Source organism: Demequina sp. TMPB413, from assembly GCF_020447105.2.
Classification (GTDB): Bacteria; Actinomycetota; Actinomycetes; order Actinomycetales; family Demequinaceae; genus Demequina.
On record NZ_CP096184.1, the window covers coordinates 1667419 to 1688763 of the forward strand.

The window sequence follows — 21345 nt, forward strand, 5'->3', positions numbered from 1 at the left end:
CCCGCACCGGCCTCCTAGGCGAGGTCGTTGTCTGCGGCCGCAAGGGCGGCGGCGATCGCCATGTGCATGTCGAGGTACTGATACGTGCCGAGCCTGCCACCAAAATGCACCTGCTGCTCGCCCCGCGCGAGCTCTCGATATGCCGCGAGGCGTTCCCTGTCGCGGCCGGTTGACACCGGGTAGTACGGCTCGTCTTCCCGTGTGGCAAAGCGCGAGAACTCGCGCGCGATCACCGTCATGTCCCGCGGATAGTCGCGTTCAGGGTGGAAGTGGCGGAACTCGAGAATCCGGGTGTACGGCACCTCTTCGTCGGCGTAGTTCATGACGGAAACGCCTTGGTAATCGCCGACGCCGACGACCTCTGTTTCGAAGTCAAGGGTGCGCCAGGAGAGCTCTCCCTCCTCGTACGCGAAGTACTTGTCGACAGGACCCGTGTAGACTACGGGCACCTGGCCGACCACTCGCGAACGTGTGAACTCGCCAGCGTCGGCGAGGAAGTCGACGCCCAATTTGACGTCAATGCATGGGTGGTCAACCATCCGCTCGAACCACGCGGCGTAGCCCTCGACGGGAAGGCCCTCGTAGGTGTCGGAGAAGTACCTGTTGTCGTATGAGTAGCGCACGGGCAGCCTGGCGATGATCGATGCCGGCAGCTCGCGAGGGTCGGTCTGCCATTGCTTGGCCGTGTAGCCCCTGACGAAGGCCTCGTACAACGGTCGCCCCACGAGCGACACGCCCTTTTCATCAAGGTTGCTCGGTTGGCGCCCTGCCATTTCCGCTGCTTGCTCGCGAATCAGCTGGCGCGCCTGTTCGGGCGAGTAGGCGGAACGGAAAAACTGGTTGATGGTGCCAAGGTTGATGGGCATCGGGAAGACCTCGCCGCGGTGCGTGGTGTAGACCCTGTGGCGGTAGTCCGTGAAGTCGGTGAATCGGCGCACGTAGTCCCATACGCGCTCGTTGGAGGTGTGAAAGAGGTGCGCACCGTACTTGTGGACCTCGATACCCGTCTCAGGGTCCGCAAACGAGTACGCGTTGCCGCCAAGATGATCGCGCTTGTCCAGCACGGTGACGTGGCGCCCACGGCTCGCCATCCGTTCAGCCATGGTCAGGCCGTAGAGGCCCGCTCCGACGACCACGAGGTCCGTCACGAGCGACCCATCAGTTGAAGTTCAACGCCCATCGCGCTCCACGGTAGGCGGCCATCGAGACGGATCGGCCTGGCCTTCCAGGCAGATTCACGAGGTGCCCGAGCGTGCTTCTGCGCAGCCGCCTGTACACCACCGGATCGTCGTATCTGAGCCCTCGCCACAACTCCACCTTACGGGCGAAGTCCTCATCCCGCCCCGAGCGCAGCAGCATGGTCGACGAGATGACACACACGATGCGAAGGTGGTGAAGCAAGTAGCGGTAGAGCGCGTCCGGCACCTCGTAAGGGCTCACAGGAACGTCCATCATCATCCGATTGACCTTGAGCTGCTGGTCGATGCGGCGAATCATCACGTGCTCGTTCACGGACTGGTCCGGCCTGCCAATGAAGTAGCGGTAGAGATCGACGTCCAGGTAGTACAGCGTCCGCACGCTGAGCAGCGGCTCGTAGACGTACAAGTTGTCCACATAGAACGTGTGCTCTGGCAACTGCAGTCCCGACTCCCGCAACACCTCGGTGCGATACACGAGCGAGTGCATCATCAAGTACTGACTGGTCCGGAAGCGACCCACCTCATCCCAGCCGAACACCCGACCCTTCGGAAGCACGTTGCGGTATCTGACCGCCCGCTGACGGCGGCTGCCCACCTTCTCGTACACAAAGTTGGACACCACCAAGTCGACGGGTGCCGCGCTCGCCGAGAAGTCCCTGAGCGTCGTCAACAGCGCCGCGAAGGCGTCGACGTCAACCCAGTCGTCTGAGTCAACCACCTTGAAGTACGCACCGCGCGCCTGAGCAAGGCCGGTGTTGATCGTGGAGCCGTGCCCACCATTTGGCTTGTGAACGGCCTTCACGACGCCGGGGTGGGCGGCCTCGTAGCAATCGGCGATGGCCCCTGTCGCGTCGGTCGAGCCGTCGTCGACAATGAGGATCTCAATGTCGGGAGCGCCCACAGCCAAGAGGGAGTCGACGCAGCGCTCCATCCATCCCGCCGCGTTGTACGACGGGACGATGACGCTCAAAGTGACCATCGCCGACTCTCCTATGGCTGTGGCGCGGGCTCACCCGGCTGGATGGTCGAATCCTGCGCGCCGGAGGGAACAGTACCCTGCTCGTCGTCGCCGTCTTCACCGTCCTCACCTGGTTCGCGCTTGAAGATGATCTTGAAGATGGGGAAGAACACCCAGAACGAGATCGCGGAGTAGATGATCATGGTCAAGACGTCTGCGAACGTCTCGCCAGTGGAGCCCCAGCCAAGCGTGTCAATGAAGAAGTCGTACACAGGCGCCTTGTAGAAGCCCTGAGCGGCCGCCGCGATGAACGTGATGATGACGTACGCGATGAAGTACCACATCGCCGCACGCCACGGCGAGGTGTTCGACTTGAAGGTGATGTTGCGCTGGAGGAAGAAGTTGATGACCTGCGCGATCGCGAGAGTGATCTGCACCGCGAGGAAGTAGGCGAGGCCGCCGCCTCCCTGTGGGAGCTCACCCGCGACGTAATCGAACATGTAGTACTGCGATCCGTCGACGTCTGAGCCGACAGGGAACACCTGGAAGGTGGTCTCGAGGAGCGATGTGGTGTTGAACCATGCCCTGAACAGCGGCATCAGCGCCAACTGCAACACCGTCACGGCCTGGGAAAACACCGTGAACATGAGGAACTGCGCGAAGCCAGGCCGCTTCTCGGTGAAGACTTCCCACTTGCGGCGGATGGCGTGAATCATCGTCGACTCCTCGACAGGTCGGGGGCCGCCGATTGTGCGCTCGCGGCCAGTTCGCGCTTCATGCTCTTGGTGTCCCTGCGCGCCCGGAAGTACCCGCGCACCACGCCGGACGCTCCCCGCCAGAAGTGGCCGTTGACGATGTCGACGATCGCGTGCACCATCGGCATCGATACAGCGCCCAACGTCATCTTGCCCATGGCCCTCAACGGCATGTTGTAGAGGAATAGCAGGTTCAAATCCGGCTTGCCGCGGCGTTCAGAGCGTGCGATCAAGCCGCGCAGCACCGTGGCGGCAAGGCGTGCAATCGGGCTCTTCGCGCGGTGCATGGCGAGCAGCGGATCGTTCACGCCAAGGTCACGGTTCGCGCCTGTGGCCGAAGGCAACTCGCGGCCGAGAAGTGCCGCGAAGTCCTCGTCGCTCACGTCCTTCACGTCCGCGGCGGCGTACCACGCAAGTTCCGGCCGACGCGCGGGGGCAGGTGTGCCCGCGACGCGGTAGTTCTCGCGGAGTCGGGTGTCGTCCACGCTGGCCCCAATGCGCAACTCGTAGTCGGCCTCATCGATCACCCAGGCGTCCGCCTCTGCGTCGAAGCGACGGAAGGTTCTGTCATCGAACGGCAACTTGACCCGGGTGCTCTCGCCAGGCTCCAGGGCCACTTTGGCGAAGCCCTTGAGTTCGGCCGTGGGGTGGACGGGACCGTCGCCCTGGCGGGAGACGTACATCTGGACCACCTCGGAGCCAGCCCTATCCCCCGTGTTGGTGAGCGTGAGGCTTGCGCCTGTCTCGGTGACGCGCAGGTCGTCGTATGCGAATGACGTGTAACTGAGCCCGAAGCCGAAGGGGAAACGCACGGGGACATCCGCGGTCGCGTAGTACCGGTAGCCAACGAACATGCCCTCGCGGTATTCGGCGTCGGCGTCGCGTGCGGGGAAACGGCCGTGCGTTGGCGTGTCCTCGAGCACCATCGGATACGTTTCCGCGAGCCTTCCTGACGGGCTGGCCGCTCCGGTCAGGATGTCGACCATGGCCTCCGCTCCCGCCTGACCACCCAAGTAGCCATGGACCACTGCGGTGGCGTTGTCGAGCCACGGCATCTCCACTACAGAACCCGCCGACAACACGACGACGACGCGCTCCGCCGCCTCGCTGACGCGCTCAAGGAGTTCCACCTGATTGGCGGGCAGCCGCAAGTGCTCGCGGTCGATGCCTTCCGACTCACTGATCTCGTCGAGACCCATGTAGAGGAGCACCACATCGGCTGCGGCCGCCACGTCGAGCGCGTCCGCCGCGACCGCCTCGTCTGGCGTCCCATTGCGACGGAAGCCCTGGGCGTGATTGACCGAGTCGAAGCCCGCGTCGCTCCACGCCTCCAGTGCGGTGACCACGCGGCTCGCGTTGACGAGTGAAGACCCAGCGCCTTGGTACCGCGGCGTTGCCGCGAAGTCGCCGATGACGGCGAGTCGGGTGTCTTTGGCCAGAGGAAGCACGGCGTCGTGGTTCTTCAGCAGCACGACGCTCTCTCGTGCAGCGCGGCGCGCGAGCTGGTGGTGCTCCTCAAGATCGACCGCACGGGCGCGGCCAGGTTCCATGCCCTGGACAAGGGCGCGCATCTCTTCTGCGCGCGCATTCAGCATCGCGGGGTCAAGGCGCCCGTCCTTCACGGCGTCGACAATCTCCCGCGCCGAGCCAAGTCCCGGCGATGGCATTTCAATCGTGCCGCCCGCCTCGATCGCAGCCACCGCGTCGTTGCTGCCGCCCCAGTCCGTCACCACCGCGCCGGCGAAGCCCCACTCGTCGCGAAGAATCTCGCTCAGCAAGTGAGCGTTCTCGTGGGCGTACGTGCCGTTGATGCGGTTGTAGCTGGTCATGATCGCGCGAGGCGAGGCGTCGCGCACCACGATCTCAAAGGCCGTCAGGTAGATCTCGCGCAACGTGCGCTCATCCACCACGGAATTGCTGGCCATGCGGCGCGACTCCTGGCTGTTGACCGCGAAGTGCTTGGGGCAGGCAGCCACCCCTTGAGACTGAATGCCCCTAACGTACGCGGCAGCGAGAGTGCCCGAGAGGAACGGGTCCTCAGAGAAGTACTCGAAGCTGCGGCCACACAGCGGGCTGCGCTTGATGTTGAGCCCTGGGCCAAGCAGCACGTCAACGCCCTGTTGCGCGGCCTCTGCACCGATCGCCTCGCCGATCTGCTCGGCCAAGGCCTGGTCCCAACTATTGGCGACCGTGGCCGCCGTGGGGAAGCACGTCGCCGGCTGGGACGCGTTGATCCCCAAGTGATCGGAGGAGCCAGTTTGCCGGCGCACTCCGTGCGGGCCGTCAGCGAAGAACAGCGACCGGATGCCCGCGTGCCCAAACTCACGGCTCTGCCACGTGTTGAGGCCACTCAGCAATGCGGCCTTCTCGAGAAGGGTGAGGTCCTGTGCCATCACTATCGACTCCTTGTGGCGCGTGGCGACTGACGGTCGGGCCCGCAGTTCTTGGGCGGCGTCTTTGCCGTTCGGCTACTCACGGTTCTCTCCTTGTACGTACCCGCCCGGTGGCCCGGACGGGGCTGATGCGGCGTCGCTGATGGTTGGTCTTGTCCGCCCGTCCCGCCTGCGTGACGGAGCGTGCGCAGGTTCAGAACACCACGCGATATGGCCTCCTGAGAGGCGTTTCGCACGACCTGTCACGTGGGCCGCACAACTTGCGTGGGGGCCGGCAAGCGGCGATTCCAGGGCAGGACAACATCGGGATGCCGCGCCCGCTGAGGCGCACGCGGCATCCCGAGTCTCCTGCTCGTTGTGGCTAGGCTTCGGCCGGTTCAGCGGCCGCGGAGGCCGCGTGGTGGCGGCGCACCCTGCGCCAGACCATGAAGGTTCCGAACGCCACCAACAGCCCGATGACAGCCGTGGTCGCGTACTGGATGTAGACCCAGGCTGGCGGCGTGTAGTCAACTGTCGCGCCAGGGGCGAGTCCGTTCATCGCGTTCGAGTTGGTGACCGTGAACAGGATGTTGTGGGTCGCGTCACGAATGTCGGTGACGGCCTTTGCCGAACTGGTGTCCTGGAAGGACTTGGAGGGCTGGAACGTCAGCGTAAGGTCCGTCCCAGCATCGATTCCCTCGTTGGGGTTCATGTAGGAGTACAGGTTGAAGTCGGAGATCGCGAAGCCTTCGAATCCCCACTCGTTGCGCAAGACCTCCGTCATGAGCGCCGGTGAACCACCCGCCCACGTCGCACCGATCCTGTTGAACGAACTCATGATGCCGCCGGCACCGATCGTCGTCTCAGAGATCGTTCCTTGGTCATCCGACAGGTAGGCGACGTCCATCGTGACGTCCTTGATGACCATCTCGAATGGCTTCAGGTACAACTCCCTGATGGTCTGCTCGGTCGCCCAGGTGGCCACGCCGTTATTGACGCGGTTGGTCTCCTGCTCGTTGAGCGCGAAGTGCTTGACCATCGTGTAGACGCCCTTCTCCGCCACCGCGTTGGACACAGCAGTCGCCATCGCGCCCGACAACAGCGGGTCCTCCGAGTAGTACTCGAAGTTGCGGCCGCCGAAAGGCGAGCGATGCAGGTTCACGGCAGGTGCGTACCAGCCATTGATGTCCTTCTGCAGCGCTTCTTCGCCGAGCATCCTGCCCATGGCCGCGGCGAGTTCCTTGTCCCAGGTCTGGGCGATCAGGAACTCTGACGGGTAGGCGACACCGTTGATGGACGAATTGATGAAGGAAGAGAATCCTGCAGGTCCGTCAGGTTCAAGGGTCTGCGGCTTGGCGATCGACTCGATCGCGGCGGTCTGGTAGGCGCCGTTCAGGAGCAAATCAGTCATGCTGCCGACAGAGAGCGAGTCAAGCAACTCTTCCCACTTCGGGTCGTCCTTTGGCAGGCCCCTCAGGTCAATGAGAGCCAGTTCGGAGCGTTCGCCCGTCGTCGGCTTCTCGCCGTCGAAAGCCTCGGCCGCGGCGTCGTCGTCCCATGCTGCGAAGCCCTCGGCGACGGCCTCGCTCGCGATGTAGAGGTCAGGAGTCGGCGCCGTCGGGAAGGTGCCCGCGAAGTCCGCACGCGACATCGACAGGACCTTGCCCTCTTCTGGCTCGGCCGTGAACTGCGCCGAGACGTCGTCGAACTGGTTGGTGACCTCCGCCAGGTCGCTTGACCTGGTGTTGGCGCCTGAATAGACCACGTCGGACTCGACGGTGTAGGTGATCGGTTCCGTCCCTGGTGCCACCGTGTGCGAGTCGGTGCGAAGGCTGATGACGTAGTCGCCCTCTTCCAGCACGTAGGCCCGCTCGCCCAGGTAGTCGTACGACGCCATGTCCTCGACCGCGAGTTCGATGGTCAAGGTCTCGCTGGCGCCGGGCTCGAGCAGTTCCGTCTTGTCGAAGCCGCCCAGCACCACCTCGGCCTTTTCGATGCCACCTTCGGTGTAAGGCGCGCTGTAGTACAGCTCGACGACGTCCTTGCCCGCGACCGCGCCGGTGTTGGTGACCTTGACGTCGACCTCCACCGATCCGTCAACGTCTCCGGCTTCCGTGCCCACGATCTCCCACTCGAAGTCCGTGTAGCTCAACCCGTAGCCGAAGGGGTAGACCACTGCGTTGTCGTAGTTGATGAAGCCCTCGGCTGCGGCCGTCTCGTAGTAGCGGTAGCCGATGTAGATACCCTCGGCATAGTTCACAAACGGGGCGTCCGACGTGACGGTGGCGTTCGACGTGGCGCGTTCGATGCTCGAGACCGGGTACGACACTTCAAGGTTCTCGTAGATGAAGTCGCCGAAGTTGACGAAGGTGGGGTCGGCGGTGAAGTCGGCGGCCCACAGGTCCGCCGTGCGGCCGGAGGGGTTGACCTCGCCGCTCAGAATGCTGCCGACGGCGTTGAGACCGGTGGCGCCTGGCGAACCGGCGAGCAAGATCGCGTCGATGCCGCGGTCGCTTTGCAGGTCGCCCATCTCGATCGTGGTGGAGGAGTTGACCACCACGACGACGGTCTCGAAGTTGGCCTTCGCCAGGTCGATCAGGTCGCGCTCGTCCTTGTTGAGCTCGAGCTGGTGCTGGCCAGGCTCAGCGTTGTCATCCCAGTCCGTCATGTCCTGCGTGAGGTCTCCACCCTCGCCGCCTGGACGGCCGATGTAGACCACTGCCGCGTCGGCGAAGTCGGGGAACGACGCTGCGTGAGCCTCGTACTCGCCGACGGGGAGTTCGCCGATGTTGTATGTCGACTTGCCGGGGTTGTCCATCTCGATGTAGCCGCGGCGGTTGTCCTTCGCAAAGGCCTCAATCGCGGCGAAGACCTGGTCGTTGACCTGGAAACCAGCGTTCTCGAGCCCCGCACGAGCCGTGACTGCCGAGTTCGTGTCAACGGAACCGGAGCCGGAGCCGCCGAAAACGGGGTCGGCTGCCGCGCGGCCCAGCATCGTCACGCGCGAGTTTGCGGCGAGGGGCAGGGCGCCAGACTCGTTCTTCGCGAGGACGATGCCACCGGCGGCGATCTCTTCGACGAGCGCCCTAGCGGCCTCGTCGACTTCCTCAATAGTGGAGAACTCCGAGGTGTAGTAGTCGGTGTCCCAGCCCGCCGACTCCTCAGAGTTGGTGAACGTGTAGGTGCCAGAGCCAAATTGCGAGGCAACCCAGCCGCCAGCGACGTTGAGCGCCACGTTCGCCACAATGGCGACGGCAGTCACCAGGGTGAGGACGGGCACCCAGATCGCAAGGTACTTCTTGTTGGACATGGGCTTGTTCGCTCGGCGGGCGTTCTTTGGCGCCTTGGCGTTCACTGTGGTTCTCCTTCAGTGCTGTCCGTCGCGAGTGCTGGGCGACGGTCGAATGTCGTGATGCGGGGCCGCGTGTGCGGTCGAGGTCGCGGCGTGTACCGCACCTTGTTGCGGCCCCTTGGCCCCGGGTGTCCGATCACAGAAGCGGTCGGACACCCGGGCCTGCGCGTGAGTCACGCCAGGCGGGGCGAATTCTTCACTCGGTGACCTGAGTGATGGTTCCGTCTTGATCGATTTGCCAGGTCTCGCCTGTCGCTGCCGAATCGGCCTCGATGACGAAGTTGCCGCCTTCTTCGATCGTCACGGTTCCCGTGACGCGCGAGGCGGCGTCGGTGGCGACGAACGGCATCACCATGAGGCCGTACTTGATGGTCGGCTCCTGGACGTCGCTGGCAAGCATGACCTGGGCCCAGTCGTCGTCGGCGAGCGCATCCAAGACCGCCTGGCGGGCGGTCTGCAGGTCCGTTGCGACGTCGACGTTCACCTCAGCCGTGACGGCGGAGTCTTCTGCTTTGTCACCGTCGTTGCTGCTGCAACCCGTGAGACCGATGGTGCCGGTGACGGCGATCAGCAGTCCGAGGCCTGTGGTCAGTACCTTGTTGTGCTTCATTTCTACTCCCTTGCTGAGGTGCGGCCGGGGGTGTCCCATGGCCTTGGTGCTCGCAGATGGCCGGCGACGTAGGCCGCCGGCCATCTGCGATGGTGCTTGTGGTGCTTTAGTTAGCGATCGGACCCGAGTAGTTCAGGCCGAACCCGTAGTCGTACGCGTTGCCGTTGGCATCGGTGTAAGGCGTCATGTCCTTCGCGACGTCCTCAAACTGAGCCTCGACAGTGTCCATGTCGGCCGGGAACTGGATCGGCAGACGGCCCGAAGGCTCGTACTGACCCAGCGCCACGTCGATCACGGCCTGGTCGGAGGTGCCGAAGCTGACAAGGATCGCGTCAGACTCCGCTTCGAACTCGGCGGGGATGATCGGGTTGACCGCCTTCAGAACGGTGATCACCGGGATGTCGTTCCCAGAGGCCTCGACAGCAGCCACTGCGCGCTTGAAGGCGTCCAGGTCTGCAGCGTTCGTAATGTACGCGGTGTTGCCGAAGTAGGAGCGGTTCTCCACGGTACCGTCCTCGAGAATGTCCCCCGAGATCGAGACCTTGCGGACGTTCTCTCCGTCAGCAACGTAAGGACCGTACTGCAGCGTGAGGGGCGTCCACGTCTTGGTGCCATCCTCAGCAACCGTGAGGCCCGCGTTGGTGAAGGTGCCGCCCGAGTTCGGGCTGTCCATCCCGACGAGTACCAAGTCGACGTCGGACAGGTCAGGAGCGGTGTAGCTCACGACCTTGCCCTCTGCGTCCAGTTCGACCTCATCGGTGACGACGGTGCCGAAGTACTGAGCGGCCACGTCCAGATCCATGGTCGGACCTTGCGTGTACGTCGCGGGACCAAATGCTCCCGGGATGCCGATGTCGTATGACTGCGGGATGTACACGGTCTTGTCTGACCAGTCGCCGCCCTCTGCGATCACGCCGTCGTTCTTCAGCATGACGACCGACGCGAGTTGAGCGTCGTAGCCAGCAGCCACCTTGTCCTCAGAGGCGAGAACAGAGGAGGACTCCGCAGGGTCGAGGAAGGCCGACTCGTACAGGCCCACCTGGAACATCATGTTGAGGATGCGCGTGCCGGACAGTTGGAAGCGAGTTTCCGCGTCCATATCGAGGTCACCTGCCTCGAACTTCTCCTGCCACAGGTCGGCAGCCTCGAGGATGAAGGTCGCGTCGTTCACGCCACCGAACATGTCGTGTCCGGTGCCCAGCACCTCGACGTAGCGCTCGGCGGGGGTCAGGTCCTCGGCGCCCCACGCCATGGCGAGGAAGGCACCCTCGTCGTTCGAGCCCGTCATGACGCCCCAGTCGGTCACGACGACACCCTCGTAAGAGTTGTCGTCGCGCAGGATCGCCATACGGCCGGAGTCGTACGCCGTACCGGTGCGGTCCTCGAACAGCGGGTCGCCGTTCGCGTCAAGCGCGATCGAGTACGCCGTCATGACTGCTGCCGAGTCGAGCGCTCCCTGGAAGACGGAGACGTGCTCGTCAAGGTTGTCGCCGGGGTAGACGCCGTACTTGCCTGAGGTGGTGTGACCTTCGCGGCCACCCTCACCGGGACCGTCTCCAGCCCAGTGCTTGATCATGGCGTTGACCGACTCTGCGCCCCACTCGGTGTCGCCACCAGTGGTCTGGAATCCGGTGACGTAGGCGCCAGTGAGCTCGGCCGCTTGAGCCGCGTCTTCACCGAAGGTGCCACCCACGCGGCTCCAACGAGGCTCGGTGGCCAGGTCAACCTGCGGGCTCAAGGCAGTGGTGATGCCCAGCGCGCGGTACTCGGCCGACGCCATCTCGGCAAAGGTGAGCGTGTAGGACGAGTCGAACGTCGCCGCGAGGCCCAGGTTGGAGGGCCAGCGAGAGATGTCGGCGCCCTCAGCGTTGTATCCGCCCGAACCAGCGGTTGAGCGCGGGTCGGAGGCGAAGTTCACGGGCACGTAAGGCGTGTCAGCGGTCGCGAGCGTCTCGACGTATGCCTGCATGGAGTTGACCCACGGGACCGTCACTTCTGCGTCGCTGCCAGCTGCGTTCAGTACTGCGCGCAGGTTCGACTCGGACAGATAGGTCTTCTGGGCGTCCGTCAGGCCGTCCGCAGGTGAGCGCTCGTGCGAGCTGAAGAGCATGAGGCCGGCAATCTGCTCGATCGACATCTGCGAAGCGAGGTCGGCTGCGCGCTCGCTCGAGTCGACGCGCCAGTCCTCCCACGTGTCCAACTCGCCGTTGGCGTTCATGTCCTTGAACGCGTACGTCGAGCCGTCGATGACCTCGTCGATGAGCGTGATGCCACTGTCCACACCGTATGACAGCGTGGCGCCGTCGGCAGGGTTGTCCACCACGACGAACGTGGTGGTGCCGTCGGTGACCTCTCGCGTCTCGTACTTGGCTGGCTGGGCCGTGGGAGTGTCATCGTCGGGGTCGCTGGTGCACGCTGCGAGCGTGAGCGTCATGCCCAGCATCGCGAAAAGCGCCGCACCCTTGATAGGCGTAGGCCTCATTGCCGGTCTCCAATCGTCGTCATCGACTTCATTGCTTGTCTCCTGTGCAACTGGTGGGCCGCGTGCGGTATCGCACTTGTCGACACTGCGCGCCGCCCCGCCCGATCACCGTCCATGCGCGGCAACCATGCCGCTCTGTACGCCTTAGGCGAGATGTATTTCTTAGGTCAGCGCTCTCACCGCGGTGCCGTGGTCAGGCGACTCGTCGATCCGAGCATCGTTGCCGGACCGCCGACGCACCACGGGTGATTGCGCTATCCGGAAGTCAATCAGCGGGCCATGTCGCCCATCGGGTCGCTCGCACGACCTGTTACACACGCCGCAAGATCTGTCGCTGCACGGGGCGGCCGTTATCGTTCCGTTATCTGAGCGTTATCGCCCCGCGATGAGGCGGTTCAACGGATCTCGCCTCGTAAGGGCTCAACGCGCCGCGCCCTGCGTCGAGGGCGTGCAGCAAGGAAGGGCGGCTAGGCTGTGTCCGAGTTGACCCAAGGGAGCAAAGTGGCCGACACCACCAAGTCCACCGCGTCCGCACTTGCGGGACTGCGCGACAAGATGACCGCCGCGATCGAGACGCCGGAAGCCGCGGCGCTGGAGAAGCAGCACGCTCGCGGCAAGAAGACGGCGCGCGAGCGCGTGGAACTGTTGCTCGACGAGGGTTCCTTCGTCGAGTTCGACGCCCTCACGCGCCACCGCGCCACCGCGTTCGGACTGGACAAGAACCGCCCCTTTGGCGACGGCGTCGTCACCGGCTACGGCACCGTCGACGGTCGCCAGGTGGCCGTCTACTCTCAAGACTTCACCGTGTTCGGCGGTTCGCTGGGCGAGACCCACGGCCACAAGATCACCAAGGTGCAGGACTTCGCGTTGCGTACAGGAGTGCCGCTCATCGGGATCTCCGACGGCGGTGGCGCGCGCATCCAAGAGGGCGTCGCCGCCCTCACCCAGTTCGCCGAAATCTTCCGGCGCAACGTCGCCGCGTCCGGCGTCATCCCCCAGATCTCGATCATCTTGGGGCCGAGCGCCGGCGGTGCCGTCTACTCGCCCGCCCTGACCGACTTCATCGTCATGGCGGACGGCACGTCGCAAATGTTCATCACCGGCCCTGACGTCATCAAGTCGGTCACGGGAGAAGAGGTCACGTTCGAGGACCTTGGCGGCGGTCAGACGCACAACGTCAAGTCTGGCGTGGCCCACTACCTCGCCGACGACGAGGACGACGCGATCGAGTACGTGCAGCACTTGCTGCAGTTCCTTCCGCAAAACAACCTCTCGGACCCCACCGTGTGGGACATGGAAGCTGACCTTGACGTCACGGACGACGACCTCGCGCTCGACGCGCTGGTGCCGGATAGCGACAACCAGCCCTATGACATGAAGACCGTCATCGAGACCGTGCTCGACGACGGCGACTTCCTCGAGGTGCAGCCTCTGTTCGCCTCCAACGTGGTCGTCGGCTTCGGTCACGTCGAGGGCCACTCGGTGGGTGTGGTCGCCAACCAGCCGTTGTCGATGGCTGGCACCCTCGATATCAACGCTGCGGAGAAGGCCGCGCGGTTTGTGCGCACGTGCGATGCGTTCAACATCCCCGTCTTGACGTTCGTGGACGTGCCAGGCTTCCTACCTGGCGTTGACCAAGAGCACCAGGGCATCATTCGCCGCGGAGCCAAACTGATCTACGCCTATGCAGAGGCCACCGTGCCGCTCATCACCGTGATCACACGCAAGGCTTATGGCGGCGCGTACATCGTGATGGCATCCAAGCAACTTGGCGCCGACATCAACCTGGCCTGGCCCACCGCTCAGATTGCCGTGATGGGAGCGAGCGGCGCCGTCAACATCCTGTCGCGACGCGCCCTCGCCGAGGTCGAGAAGGCTGGCGGGGACGTCGACGCCGAACGGCAAGCGCTGATCGACGACTACGAGGCGAGCATCGTCAATCCCTACAACGCAGCTGACAAGGGCTACGTGGACGCCGTGATCGAACCGTCGCAGACGCGCGCGCAGATTGTGCGTGGACTGCGCGCCCTGCGCACCAAGCGCGCGGCACTTCCCCCCAAGAAGCACGGGAACATCCCGCTATGAGTGACGTCGACGGCGTCATGGATGCCTCCGCATCGATGCGGGTGGTGCGCGGCGCCCCTAACGACGACGAACTGGCCGCTCTCGTCGCGGGGATGGCGGCCATGGCGAGCGTCGCCCACGACGAGGAGGAGCCAGGCTCCCCCACCTCGGCATGGATGGATCGCGCGCGCACGATGCGCGGCATCAAGGTGGGCGTACTTGGCCGCGGGCCAGGCGCTTGGCGGCACTCGCTCAGATGAGGTCCCGCACGCGCCTGCACCCTCGCTACCGCTGGCTGGTGGCTGCCTTGGTGCTGGTGCCTACGGCCATCGCGACCCCGTGGATGATCGTGCGGGGAACCACGGCTTCGGACACCCAACCGGCGGACGCTTCGTTTGACCACGCCGACGCCGCCGTCGTGCTGGGGGCCCGCGTGTACGCGGACGGGCGCCCGTCGCGCTTTCTCCGCGAGCGCGTCGAGACGGGAGTGCAGTTGTATCTCGACGGCACCGTTGACCGCCTCATCATGAGCGGCGACGGTTCCGATAGTTCCGGATTCGGCGAGCCGAGCGTGATGCGCCAGGTCGCGGAGAACATGGGGGTGCCGCCGGAGGCCATCGAAGAGGACCCCCTGGGCGTCGACACCTACTCGTCGTGCGTGAACGCCCGCGACACTTTCGGGGCCAGCAGCGTGATCATGGTCAGCCAGGAATTCCACGTCCCGCGCGCGGTGTGGGTGTGCGACCGCATCGGCCTGTCCGCCCAGGGCGCGTACCCACCTCAACGTCTCACCAAGTCAACGCTGACGGGACACGTGCGCGAGATCGCGGCGGACGCGAAGGCCATGTTGGACGTGTGGAGCGGCAGGGTTCCCGACGGCACGTCCTGACACTCGGAAGGGCAGGTCACCCGGGACCAAAGTAATTAGGTAAGGCTTACCTTTCGAAATAGCGTGAGCCTATGCAGCTCATTGCGATGGCGCCGGGCACGCGGGCACACGTCCGCGCCGTCAGTGCGGACTCGGCCGCGGTACTCCGTCTGCGCGAGATGGGCATCAGGCCGGGCGCGCTTCTGCGGCTCACGGCACGGGGTGCATCCGGCTCACGCATCGTGTCGATCGGCGCCTCCCGGTTAGCCATCGACTCCGCGACGTGCGCGTTGATCGAGGTGGATCCGTCATGAAGCAAGCAGTACGGACCGCAAGCATCCTGTTGGTGGGCAACCCCAACGTCGGCAAGTCCACGCTGTTCAACGGCCTCACCAAGGCACGCCAGCGCGTGGTCAACGCCCCTGGCACGACGGTGGCGCTGGCTTCCGGAACGTGGCGCGTAAGCGGCGAGGATCTCTCGCTCGTTGACCTCCCAGGCACCTACAGCCTGATCGCTCGCTCGCCAGACGAGCAGGTCGCGGCCGACGCGGTCAACAACGCCGATCACAACGTCGCCGTGGTGGTGCTCGACGCGACGGCACTCAGCCGCTCGCTCTACCTGCTCGGACAGGTGGCCGCTGCCGGGCGGCCAGTCGTGGCGGCGCTCACCATGGTCGACTTGGCCCAGGCGAGAGGGCTGCAGCCAGACGCGGCGGCATTGTCGACCGCGCTCGGAGTGCCCGTCATAGAGGTCAACGGCCGTTCGGGTGCGGGTCGCGCGGCACTCGAACGAGCCGTTGCCGCCGCACTCGTACACCCACCAATGGTGCACGGGATCGAGCCGCATAAACATGCAGCCACGCTCCCCGACACCCTGGCCTGCACCCAGCATCTCTTCGACTGGGTGGAATCGATCACCGATGCGGCGGTCCCCGCAGGCGAGCCGCGCCTCACCTTCACCGATCGCCTCGACCGGGTGCTCCTCAACCCGTGGCTCGGCCTGCCGGCCTTCCTCGCGGTGGTGTGGGCCGTGTTCCAACTGACCACCGTGGTGGCCGGGCCCCTGATGGATGCTGCCGCGCAACTCATCGAAGGGCCGGTCGCGTCTGCCACGTCGTCGCTCCTCGACTCACTGCGTGCGCCCGACTGGATCGTCTCCTTCACCGTCAACGGCGTGCTCGCCGGCGTCGGCACCGTACTCTCCTTTGTCCCCCTCATGGCGATCATGTTCGTGGCCGTCGGCACGCTTGAAGGCAGCGGCTACCTCGCTCGCGTCGCTGTGGTCGCCGACCGCGCGATGCGCTCCCTCGGCCTCGACGGGCGCGCCATGCTGCCGCTCGTGGTGGGCTTCGGCTGCAACGTTCCTGCCCTGTCCGCTACTGCCGTGCTCCCCCACGCACGTCAGCGGCTCCTCACCGGACTGCTCGTGCCGCTCACCTCGTGCACGGCCCGCCTTGCCGTCTACCTCATGCTCGCTCACACGTTCTTCCCGTCCCAGGCAGGCACGGTGGTATTCGCCATGTACGTGGGGTCCGTGGTGCTCGTGATCGGCTGGGGCCTGATTGCGCGCCGCACGGTGCTGCGCGACATCGTCCCCGAGCCCCTCATCATCGCGCTGCCCGACTACCAACTCCCCCACGTGCCCTCGCTCGGCATGAGCGTGTGGACGCGCGTCACATCCTTTGTGCGCAAGGCGGGAACCATCATCGTGGTGGTCGTCATGGCGCTGTGGGTGCTGCAGGCGATCCCCGTGCGAGGCGGCCACGAGCTCGCCGACGTCCCCGTCGAGGATTCGGTATACGGCGCGGTCGCTCACGCCGCCGCCCCAGCCCTCAGTCCCCTGGGCCTTGACGATTGGAAGATCGCCTCGGCGCTCGTCACTGGCGTCGCTGCCAAAGAGGTGGTGATCGCGGCGCTCGCGCAGTCTTACGCGATCGACGACGAGGCGGCCGGCGCGGAGGCGACACTCGGCGAGCAGCTTCGAGCCACGGTGGAAGAGACCTCTGGCGGCCATGCGGGTGCAGCCGCACTCGCTCTCATGATCTTCACCCTGTCCTACCTGCCGTGCCTCGCCACACTTGCGGAGCAGCGTCGGCTCTATGGCACGCGGTGGACGGCCCTCGCGGCTGGCGCCCAGTTCGTAGGCGCCTACGCGATCGCCACCGCCGTCTTCCAGGTGGGGAAGTTGCTGTGAGCGGGTCCTTTGGCGCCGTGATGGACCGGCTGGCCGCTGGAGACAGCCCGCGCGTGGCGGCGCGGACGCTTGGCATTTCCGTCGACCTTGCTCAAGCGGTCGCCAACGAGGCTGGCCGCTTGGGATTGGTCGTTCCAGCGTCGGCCGCGTGCGGAACGTGCGTGCCTCGCTCCTCCCCTGCGTGCGCAGGTTGCCCGCTCGTGCGCGACAGCTAGCTTGCCGCCGGAGTGCAGGACAATGCGACTGCGGCCCACGACACGGGTGGCAGTTCGACCGTCAACCTTCCCTCGCCGTCGATAGAGCACGGCAGTTCCCTCAAGCCCACGCGCTCGGGCTGAGCAAGCGTATTGCTGGCGCGGATGTCCTCGTCGAACAGGGCATGGCTCTCCACCACCCTCACGTGACCCAGGCTGCTGACGTCCACCACGACTGTTTGTGACTCGACCTGAGACCTGTTCACCAAGAAGACCGCGGCCGCCCCGGCGTCGGCGTCATGCGTCGCAACGGCGTCGACGAGCGGCACCTCTCCATACGTGGTGGTCGCATACGTCTCCGCCTCTACGTGCACGTCGATCGCCTCGCCGCGTGCGAGCCGGGAGGTGAGCGCGAACGGGAAGAAGGTGGTCTGGCGCCACGCGGGACCGCCCGGCTCCGTCATGATCGGCGCGATCACGTTGACCAACTGAGCCAGCGACGCACTCGTGACCCTGTCCGCGTGCTTAATCAGCGAAATCATCAGCGAGCCGAACACCACGGCGTCGAGCACCGAGTACTCGTCTTCAAGCAGGCGCGGCGCGACGGGCCAGTTGTCGATGCCGGTGATCTTGTCCACGTTTTCGAATCGCGAGATGTACCAGACGTTCCACTCGTCGAACGAGATGTTGATGGTCTTGGCAGAACCCTTGCGCTGCTTCACCTCGTCGGCGGCTTCGACCACTTTTTCGATGAAGCGGTCCATGTCAACGGCCGACGCCAGGAAGCTTGCCGTGTCCCCTTCCAGCTCCTCGTAGTAGGCGTGGCAGGAGATGTAGTCCACCTCGTCGTAGGCATGGTCAAGCACCGTACGTTCCCACTGCCCGAAGGTCGGCATCCCTGCGCCGGAGGAGCCGCAAGCGACCAGTTCGATGCGCGAGTCGAGCTGGCGCATCGCCCTGGCGGTCTGCGCGGCGAGCGCGCCATACGCCTCGGCGGTGCTGTGGCCAATCTGCCACGGGCCGTCCATCTCGTTGCCGAGGCACCACATGGTGACGCCGTATGGCTCTGTGCGGCCATGAGATACGCGGCGATCGGAAAGCTCGCTGCCTGCAGGCACGTTGGCGTACTCCAGCAGATCAAGGGCCTCTTGAAGGCCACGGGTACCAAGGTTGACCGCAAGCATCAGGTCGCTGTCGACTCGCTCGAGCCACTCGGAAAACTCTTGAAGCCCCACCTCATTCGTCTCGGTGGAGTGCCAGGCAAGGTCGAGTCGGCGCGGCCGCTGCTCTCGCGGGCCAACGCCGTCCTCCCATCGATACGCCGACACGAAGTTTCCGCCTGGGTATCGGATGGTGGAGACGCCGAGTTCACGCACCAGGTCGATCACGTCACCACGGAACCCCTGCTGGTCCGCGGTGGGATGTCCAGGCTCGTAGATGCCGGTGTAGATGTGCCGCCCCAGGTGCTCAACGAAACCGCCGAACAGGCGGCGGTTGACCGTTCCGATACGCGAGGCGGGGTCGATGCTCAGGTGGGCGGGAACGGTGGGCACGCGCTGTCTCCTTCGTCGGATACGGCCTGGCGCGTCGGCGTTTTCGCCAGCACACGCGCTTCGACCATCGTCACGATACAACGATGAAAAGCCGCCGCCTGGGACCTCACGGCCACACTCGCTAGGCTCGCAGGCGTGACCGTCCCCTTTGTGCTCGCCTCCGCCTCCCCCGCTCGTCTCGCCGTGTTGCGGGCTGCCGGGATTTCCCCCACCGTGATCGTCAGCGGCGTCGACGAGGATGCCTTGCTTGCGGCAGCGGCGAGTCCTTCTGGGGACGGGCCCTCCCCGGCCGACGCCGTACTCCTATTGGCACGAGCCAAGGCCGAAGACGTGGCCGCGCGACAGCCCAACGCGCTCGTCCTGGGCTGCGACTCGATGCTCGAACTCGATGGCGAAGCGCTGGGGAAGCCTGGCGATGCGGATACGGCGCGCGCGCGCTGGCACGCGATGCGAGGTCGGGTGGGCGTCCTTCACACGGGGCATTGGCTCATCGACGCACGAGACGGCGTCACCTCGGCAACCGGCAGGACCGCCTCGACCACGGTCCACTTTGCCGACCTGACGGACGAGGAGATCGATGCCTACGTCGCCACCGGCGAGCCGCTCAGCGTCGCCGGCGCCTTCACCGTCGACGGCATCGGCGGCCCCTTTGTGGAGCGCATCGAGGGCGACCATCACAACGTTGTGGGCGTCAGCCTGCCCGTTCTCCGCCACTTGCTGAACGAGCTTGGAGTGAGGATTCAGGACCTCTGGGTCCCGACTTCCTGACGCCACGGTTTGTGGCGTACCGACAACCCTGGACAGGGTAGCCTCACTTCGCGGCCCTTTCATTGTTGAATCCCTACAAACTGGCGTGCGAGCGCTGTGCTTCCGACCAAATCCAACAGAGAGCGGGTCCCGGGTCGGTGGTCGTGCCATGCGCCACGGTAGGTTGAGCGTCGTGCCTGCGTTCTCCTCGGTTCTTATCGCCAATCGCGGCGAGATCGCCGTCCGCGTGATTCGCGCGTGTCGAGACGCCTCCTTGCGCTCGATTGCCGTCTACGCCGAGCCAGATAGGGACGCCCCCCACGTCGCTCTCGCCGACGACGCCTACGCCCTTGGCGGCGTGACAGCGCGCGAGTCCTATCTCGACATCGGCAAGATCCTCGAGGTCGCTCAGCGCTCCGGCGCCGAGGCGATTCACCCCGGCTACGGCTTCCTTTCGGAGAATGCCGAGTTCGCCCAAGCGGTCATGGATGCGGGCCTCGTGTGGATCGGCCCACCCCCCGCCGCCATTACGTCTCTCGGGGACAAGGTCAGTGCCCGCCACATCGCGCAAGCTGCGGGCGCGCCGCTGGTGCCCGGCACCGCAGACCCCGTCGCCACGGCCGACGAGGTGGTCGCCTTCGCCGACGAGTTTGGCTTGCCAGTGGCCATCAAGGCCGCCTTCGGAGGCGGCGGGCGTGGGCTCAAGGTGGCCCGCAACAGGGAAGACATCCCCGAGCTCTTCGACTCCGCTACCCGCGAGGCCGTCGCCGCCTTTGGTCGCGGCGAGTGCTTTGTAGAACGCTTCCTCGACAAACCCCGCCACGTGGAAACCCAATGCTTGGCCGATACGCACGGCAACGTCGTCGTCGTCTCGACGCGCGACTGCTCGCTGCAGCGTCGGCACCAGAAGCTCGTCGAAGAGGCCCCCGCGCCGTTCCTGACGGACGACCAGAACGCCAAGCTCGTGCACTCCAGCCAGGCAATCCTGCGCGAGGCGGGCTACGTGGGGGCGGGCACGTGCGAGTTCCTCATTGGCGTGGACGGCACCATCAGCTTTCTCGAGGTCAACACGCGCCTCCAGGTGGAACACCCTGTGACAGAAGAGGTCACCGGTGTTGACCTGGTCAGGGAGCAGTTCCGCATCGCCGCGGGCGAGCCCATCTCAAATCTGCACCCGCAGGTGCGCGGCCACTCGATAGAGTTCCGCATCAACGGCGAAGACCCTGCCGCTGGTTTCATGCCCGCCCCCGGCCGCATCAGCACGCTCCGACTGCCGTCGGGCCCCGGCGTGCGCGTCGACGCTGGCGTCCACCAAGGCGACACCGTCTCTGGCAACTTCGACTCGATGATCGCGAAGCTCATCGTCACCGGCTCGACGCGTGCGGAGGCCATCCAACGTGCGCGACGGGCAGTCTCCGAGTTTGTGGTCGAGGGCATCCCCACGGTGTTGCCCTTCCACGAGGCCGTGCTCAACGCACCAGAGTTTGTGGCAGAGGACGGCTTTGGCGTCTACACCACCTGGATCGAGACCGGCTTTGCCGAGACGGTCAGGACGCTCGGCGCGTCTGGTGCAGCGGCCGCTGGCCACGACGACGACGGAGCCGCGACGGAGCGCGTGGTCGTTGAGGTAGGCGGCAAACGGCTCGAGGTCGTCTTGCCAGCAGCACTTGCACAGGCCGGCAGGGCGCGGGCCCGCGCTGGCGTTCCTGCGCGCCGCACCACGCGCAAGCCGTCCGCCATGCGCGCCAGCTCGGGAGTCACCCTCTCCTCTCCCATGCAAGGCACCATCGTGAAGGTCGCTGTGGAAGACGGCGCGACAGTCGCCGAGGGCGACTTGGTGGTGGTGCTTGAGGCCATGAAGATGGAGCAACCACTCATTGCGCACCGATCCGGCGTGGTCACAGGCCTTGTCGCGGCCGTGGGCAGCTCCGTGACGGCCGGCGCGCTCATCTGCGACATCGTCGACCCCGCCTCCGAGTAGGCCGTCGAGCACGCGT

16 protein-coding genes are annotated in these 21345 nt (G+C 65.4%); 8 read left to right on the forward strand and 8 right to left on the reverse strand.

What is annotated here, in order from left to right; all coding sequences use genetic code 11:
• Positions 1-14 precede the first annotated feature (14 nt).
• From glf to LGT36_RS08135, 7 genes are all read right to left on the reverse strand, one after another.
• Positions 15-1148, reverse strand: a complete 1134-nt coding sequence (gene glf, locus LGT36_RS08105; RefSeq protein WP_226096699.1) for a UDP-galactopyranose mutase — start codon at positions 1146-1148, stop codon at positions 15-17.
• Positions 1149-1158: 10 nt separating this feature from the next.
• Positions 1159-2178: a glycosyltransferase family 2 protein gene (locus LGT36_RS08110; protein ID WP_226096698.1), complete on the reverse strand. Its 1020-nt coding sequence runs from the start codon at positions 2176-2178 to the stop codon at positions 1159-1161.
• A gap of 11 nt (positions 2179-2189) precedes the next feature.
• The gene (locus LGT36_RS08115) at positions 2190-2873 is read right to left on the reverse strand and encodes a GtrA family protein (RefSeq protein ID WP_226096697.1); all 684 of its coding nucleotides are present in this window, start codon (positions 2871-2873) and stop codon (positions 2190-2192) included.
• The gene (locus LGT36_RS08120; protein WP_226096696.1) at positions 2870-5305 is read right to left on the reverse strand and encodes a glycoside hydrolase family 3 C-terminal domain-containing protein; all 2436 of its coding nucleotides are present in this window, start codon (positions 5303-5305) and stop codon (positions 2870-2872) included. Before LGT36_RS08120 ends, LGT36_RS08115 begins: the two co-directional genes overlap by 4 nt.
• 361 nt (positions 5306-5666) lie before the next feature.
• Positions 5667-8639 (reverse strand): glycoside hydrolase family 3 C-terminal domain-containing protein, encoded by a 2973-nt coding sequence (locus tag LGT36_RS08125; protein WP_226096695.1) that lies wholly within the window; start codon positions 8637-8639, stop codon positions 5667-5669.
• A 193-nt stretch (positions 8640-8832) separates the two neighbouring features.
• Positions 8833-9246 (reverse strand): hypothetical protein, encoded by a 414-nt coding sequence (locus tag LGT36_RS08130; RefSeq protein WP_226096694.1) that lies wholly within the window; start codon positions 9244-9246, stop codon positions 8833-8835.
• 106 nt (positions 9247-9352) lie between these two features.
• A complete protein-coding gene (locus LGT36_RS08135; RefSeq protein ID WP_226096693.1) occupies positions 9353-11728 on the reverse strand; it encodes a glycoside hydrolase family 3 N-terminal domain-containing protein in 2376 nt (791 codons plus the stop codon).
• Between the two features lie 555 nt (positions 11729-12283).
• Here LGT36_RS08135 and LGT36_RS08140 point away from each other — a divergent pair.
• From LGT36_RS08140 to LGT36_RS08165, 6 genes are all read left to right on the forward strand, one after another.
• Complete coding sequence (locus LGT36_RS08140; RefSeq protein WP_226264660.1) at positions 12284-13813, forward strand: acyl-CoA carboxylase subunit beta; 1530 nt, start codon at positions 12284-12286, stop codon at positions 13811-13813.
• Positions 13810-14052 (forward strand): acyl-CoA carboxylase subunit epsilon, encoded by a 243-nt coding sequence (locus LGT36_RS08145; protein WP_226094539.1) that lies wholly within the window; start codon positions 13810-13812, stop codon positions 14050-14052. Before LGT36_RS08140 ends, LGT36_RS08145 begins: the two co-directional genes overlap by 4 nt.
• Positions 14049-14681 carry a vancomycin high temperature exclusion protein gene (locus LGT36_RS08150; protein ID WP_226264657.1) on the forward strand — a complete coding sequence of 211 codons (633 nt, stop codon included), beginning with the start codon at positions 14049-14051 and terminating at the stop codon, positions 14679-14681. The genes LGT36_RS08145 and LGT36_RS08150 overlap by 4 nt, the downstream gene beginning before the upstream one ends.
• Positions 14682-14752: 71 nt before the next feature.
• On the forward strand, positions 14753-14974 hold the full coding sequence (locus LGT36_RS08155; protein ID WP_226095081.1) for a FeoA family protein: 222 nt from the start codon (positions 14753-14755) through the stop codon (positions 14972-14974).
• Entirely contained in the window at positions 14971-16854 is a 1884-nt protein-coding gene (locus LGT36_RS08160; RefSeq protein ID WP_226095082.1) for a ferrous iron transporter B, read from the forward strand. The genes LGT36_RS08155 and LGT36_RS08160 overlap by 4 nt, the downstream gene beginning before the upstream one ends.
• Positions 16851-17069, forward strand: coding sequence for a hypothetical protein (locus tag LGT36_RS08165; protein WP_226095083.1), 219 nt, complete (start codon positions 16851-16853; stop codon positions 17067-17069). The genes LGT36_RS08160 and LGT36_RS08165 overlap by 4 nt, the downstream gene beginning before the upstream one ends.
• On the opposite strand, the gene LGT36_RS08170 is transcribed toward LGT36_RS08165, so the two are convergent.
• On the reverse strand, positions 17066-18601 hold the full coding sequence (locus LGT36_RS08170) for an alpha-N-arabinofuranosidase (RefSeq protein ID WP_226095084.1): 1536 nt from the start codon (positions 18599-18601) through the stop codon (positions 17066-17068). The two genes, LGT36_RS08165 and LGT36_RS08170, sit on opposite strands and share 4 nt — an antisense overlap.
• Positions 18602-18736: 135 nt before the next feature.
• On the opposite strand from LGT36_RS08170, the gene LGT36_RS08175 reads away from it, so the two are divergent.
• Together LGT36_RS08175 and LGT36_RS08180 are read left to right on the forward strand one after the other, a co-directional pair.
• Entirely contained in the window at positions 18737-19369 is a 633-nt protein-coding gene (locus LGT36_RS08175) for a nucleoside triphosphate pyrophosphatase (RefSeq protein WP_226095085.1), read from the forward strand.
• Positions 19370-19517: 148 nt separating this feature from the next.
• Positions 19518-21329, forward strand: a complete 1812-nt coding sequence (locus tag LGT36_RS08180; RefSeq protein WP_371922740.1) for a biotin carboxylase N-terminal domain-containing protein — start codon at positions 19518-19520, stop codon at positions 21327-21329.
• The last annotated feature ends 16 nt before the right edge of the window (positions 21330-21345 follow it).

Coding starts and splice junctions, on each gene's coding strand:
- LGT36_RS08110 (WP_226096698.1), bottom strand. CDS start 2,178: ATGGTCACTTTGAGCGTCATCGTCCCGTCGTACAACGCGGCGGGATGG.
- LGT36_RS08115 (WP_226096697.1), bottom strand. CDS start 2,873: ATGATTCACGCCATCCGCCGCAAGTGGGAAGTCTTCACCGAGAAGCGG.
- LGT36_RS08120 (WP_226096696.1), bottom strand. CDS start 5,305: ATGGCACAGGACCTCACCCTTCTCGAGAAGGCCGCATTGCTGAGTGGC.
- LGT36_RS08130 (WP_226096694.1), bottom strand. CDS start 9,246: ATGAAGCACAACAAGGTACTGACCACAGGCCTCGGACTGCTGATCGCC.
- LGT36_RS08135 (WP_226096693.1), bottom strand. CDS start 11,728: ATGAGGCCTACGCCTATCAAGGGTGCGGCGCTTTTCGCGATGCTGGGC.
- LGT36_RS08140 (WP_226264660.1), top strand. CDS start 12,284: ATGACCGCCGCGATCGAGACGCCGGAAGCCGCGGCGCTGGAGAAGCAG.
- LGT36_RS08145 (WP_226094539.1), top strand. CDS start 13,810: ATGAGTGACGTCGACGGCGTCATGGATGCCTCCGCATCGATGCGGGTG.
- LGT36_RS08150 (WP_226264657.1), top strand. CDS start 14,049: ATGAGGTCCCGCACGCGCCTGCACCCTCGCTACCGCTGGCTGGTGGCT.
- LGT36_RS08155 (WP_226095081.1), top strand. CDS start 14,753: ATGCAGCTCATTGCGATGGCGCCGGGCACGCGGGCACACGTCCGCGCC.
- LGT36_RS08160 (WP_226095082.1), top strand. CDS start 14,971: ATGAAGCAAGCAGTACGGACCGCAAGCATCCTGTTGGTGGGCAACCCC.
- LGT36_RS08180 (WP_371922740.1), top strand. CDS start 19,518: ATGCGCCACGGTAGGTTGAGCGTCGTGCCTGCGTTCTCCTCGGTTCTT.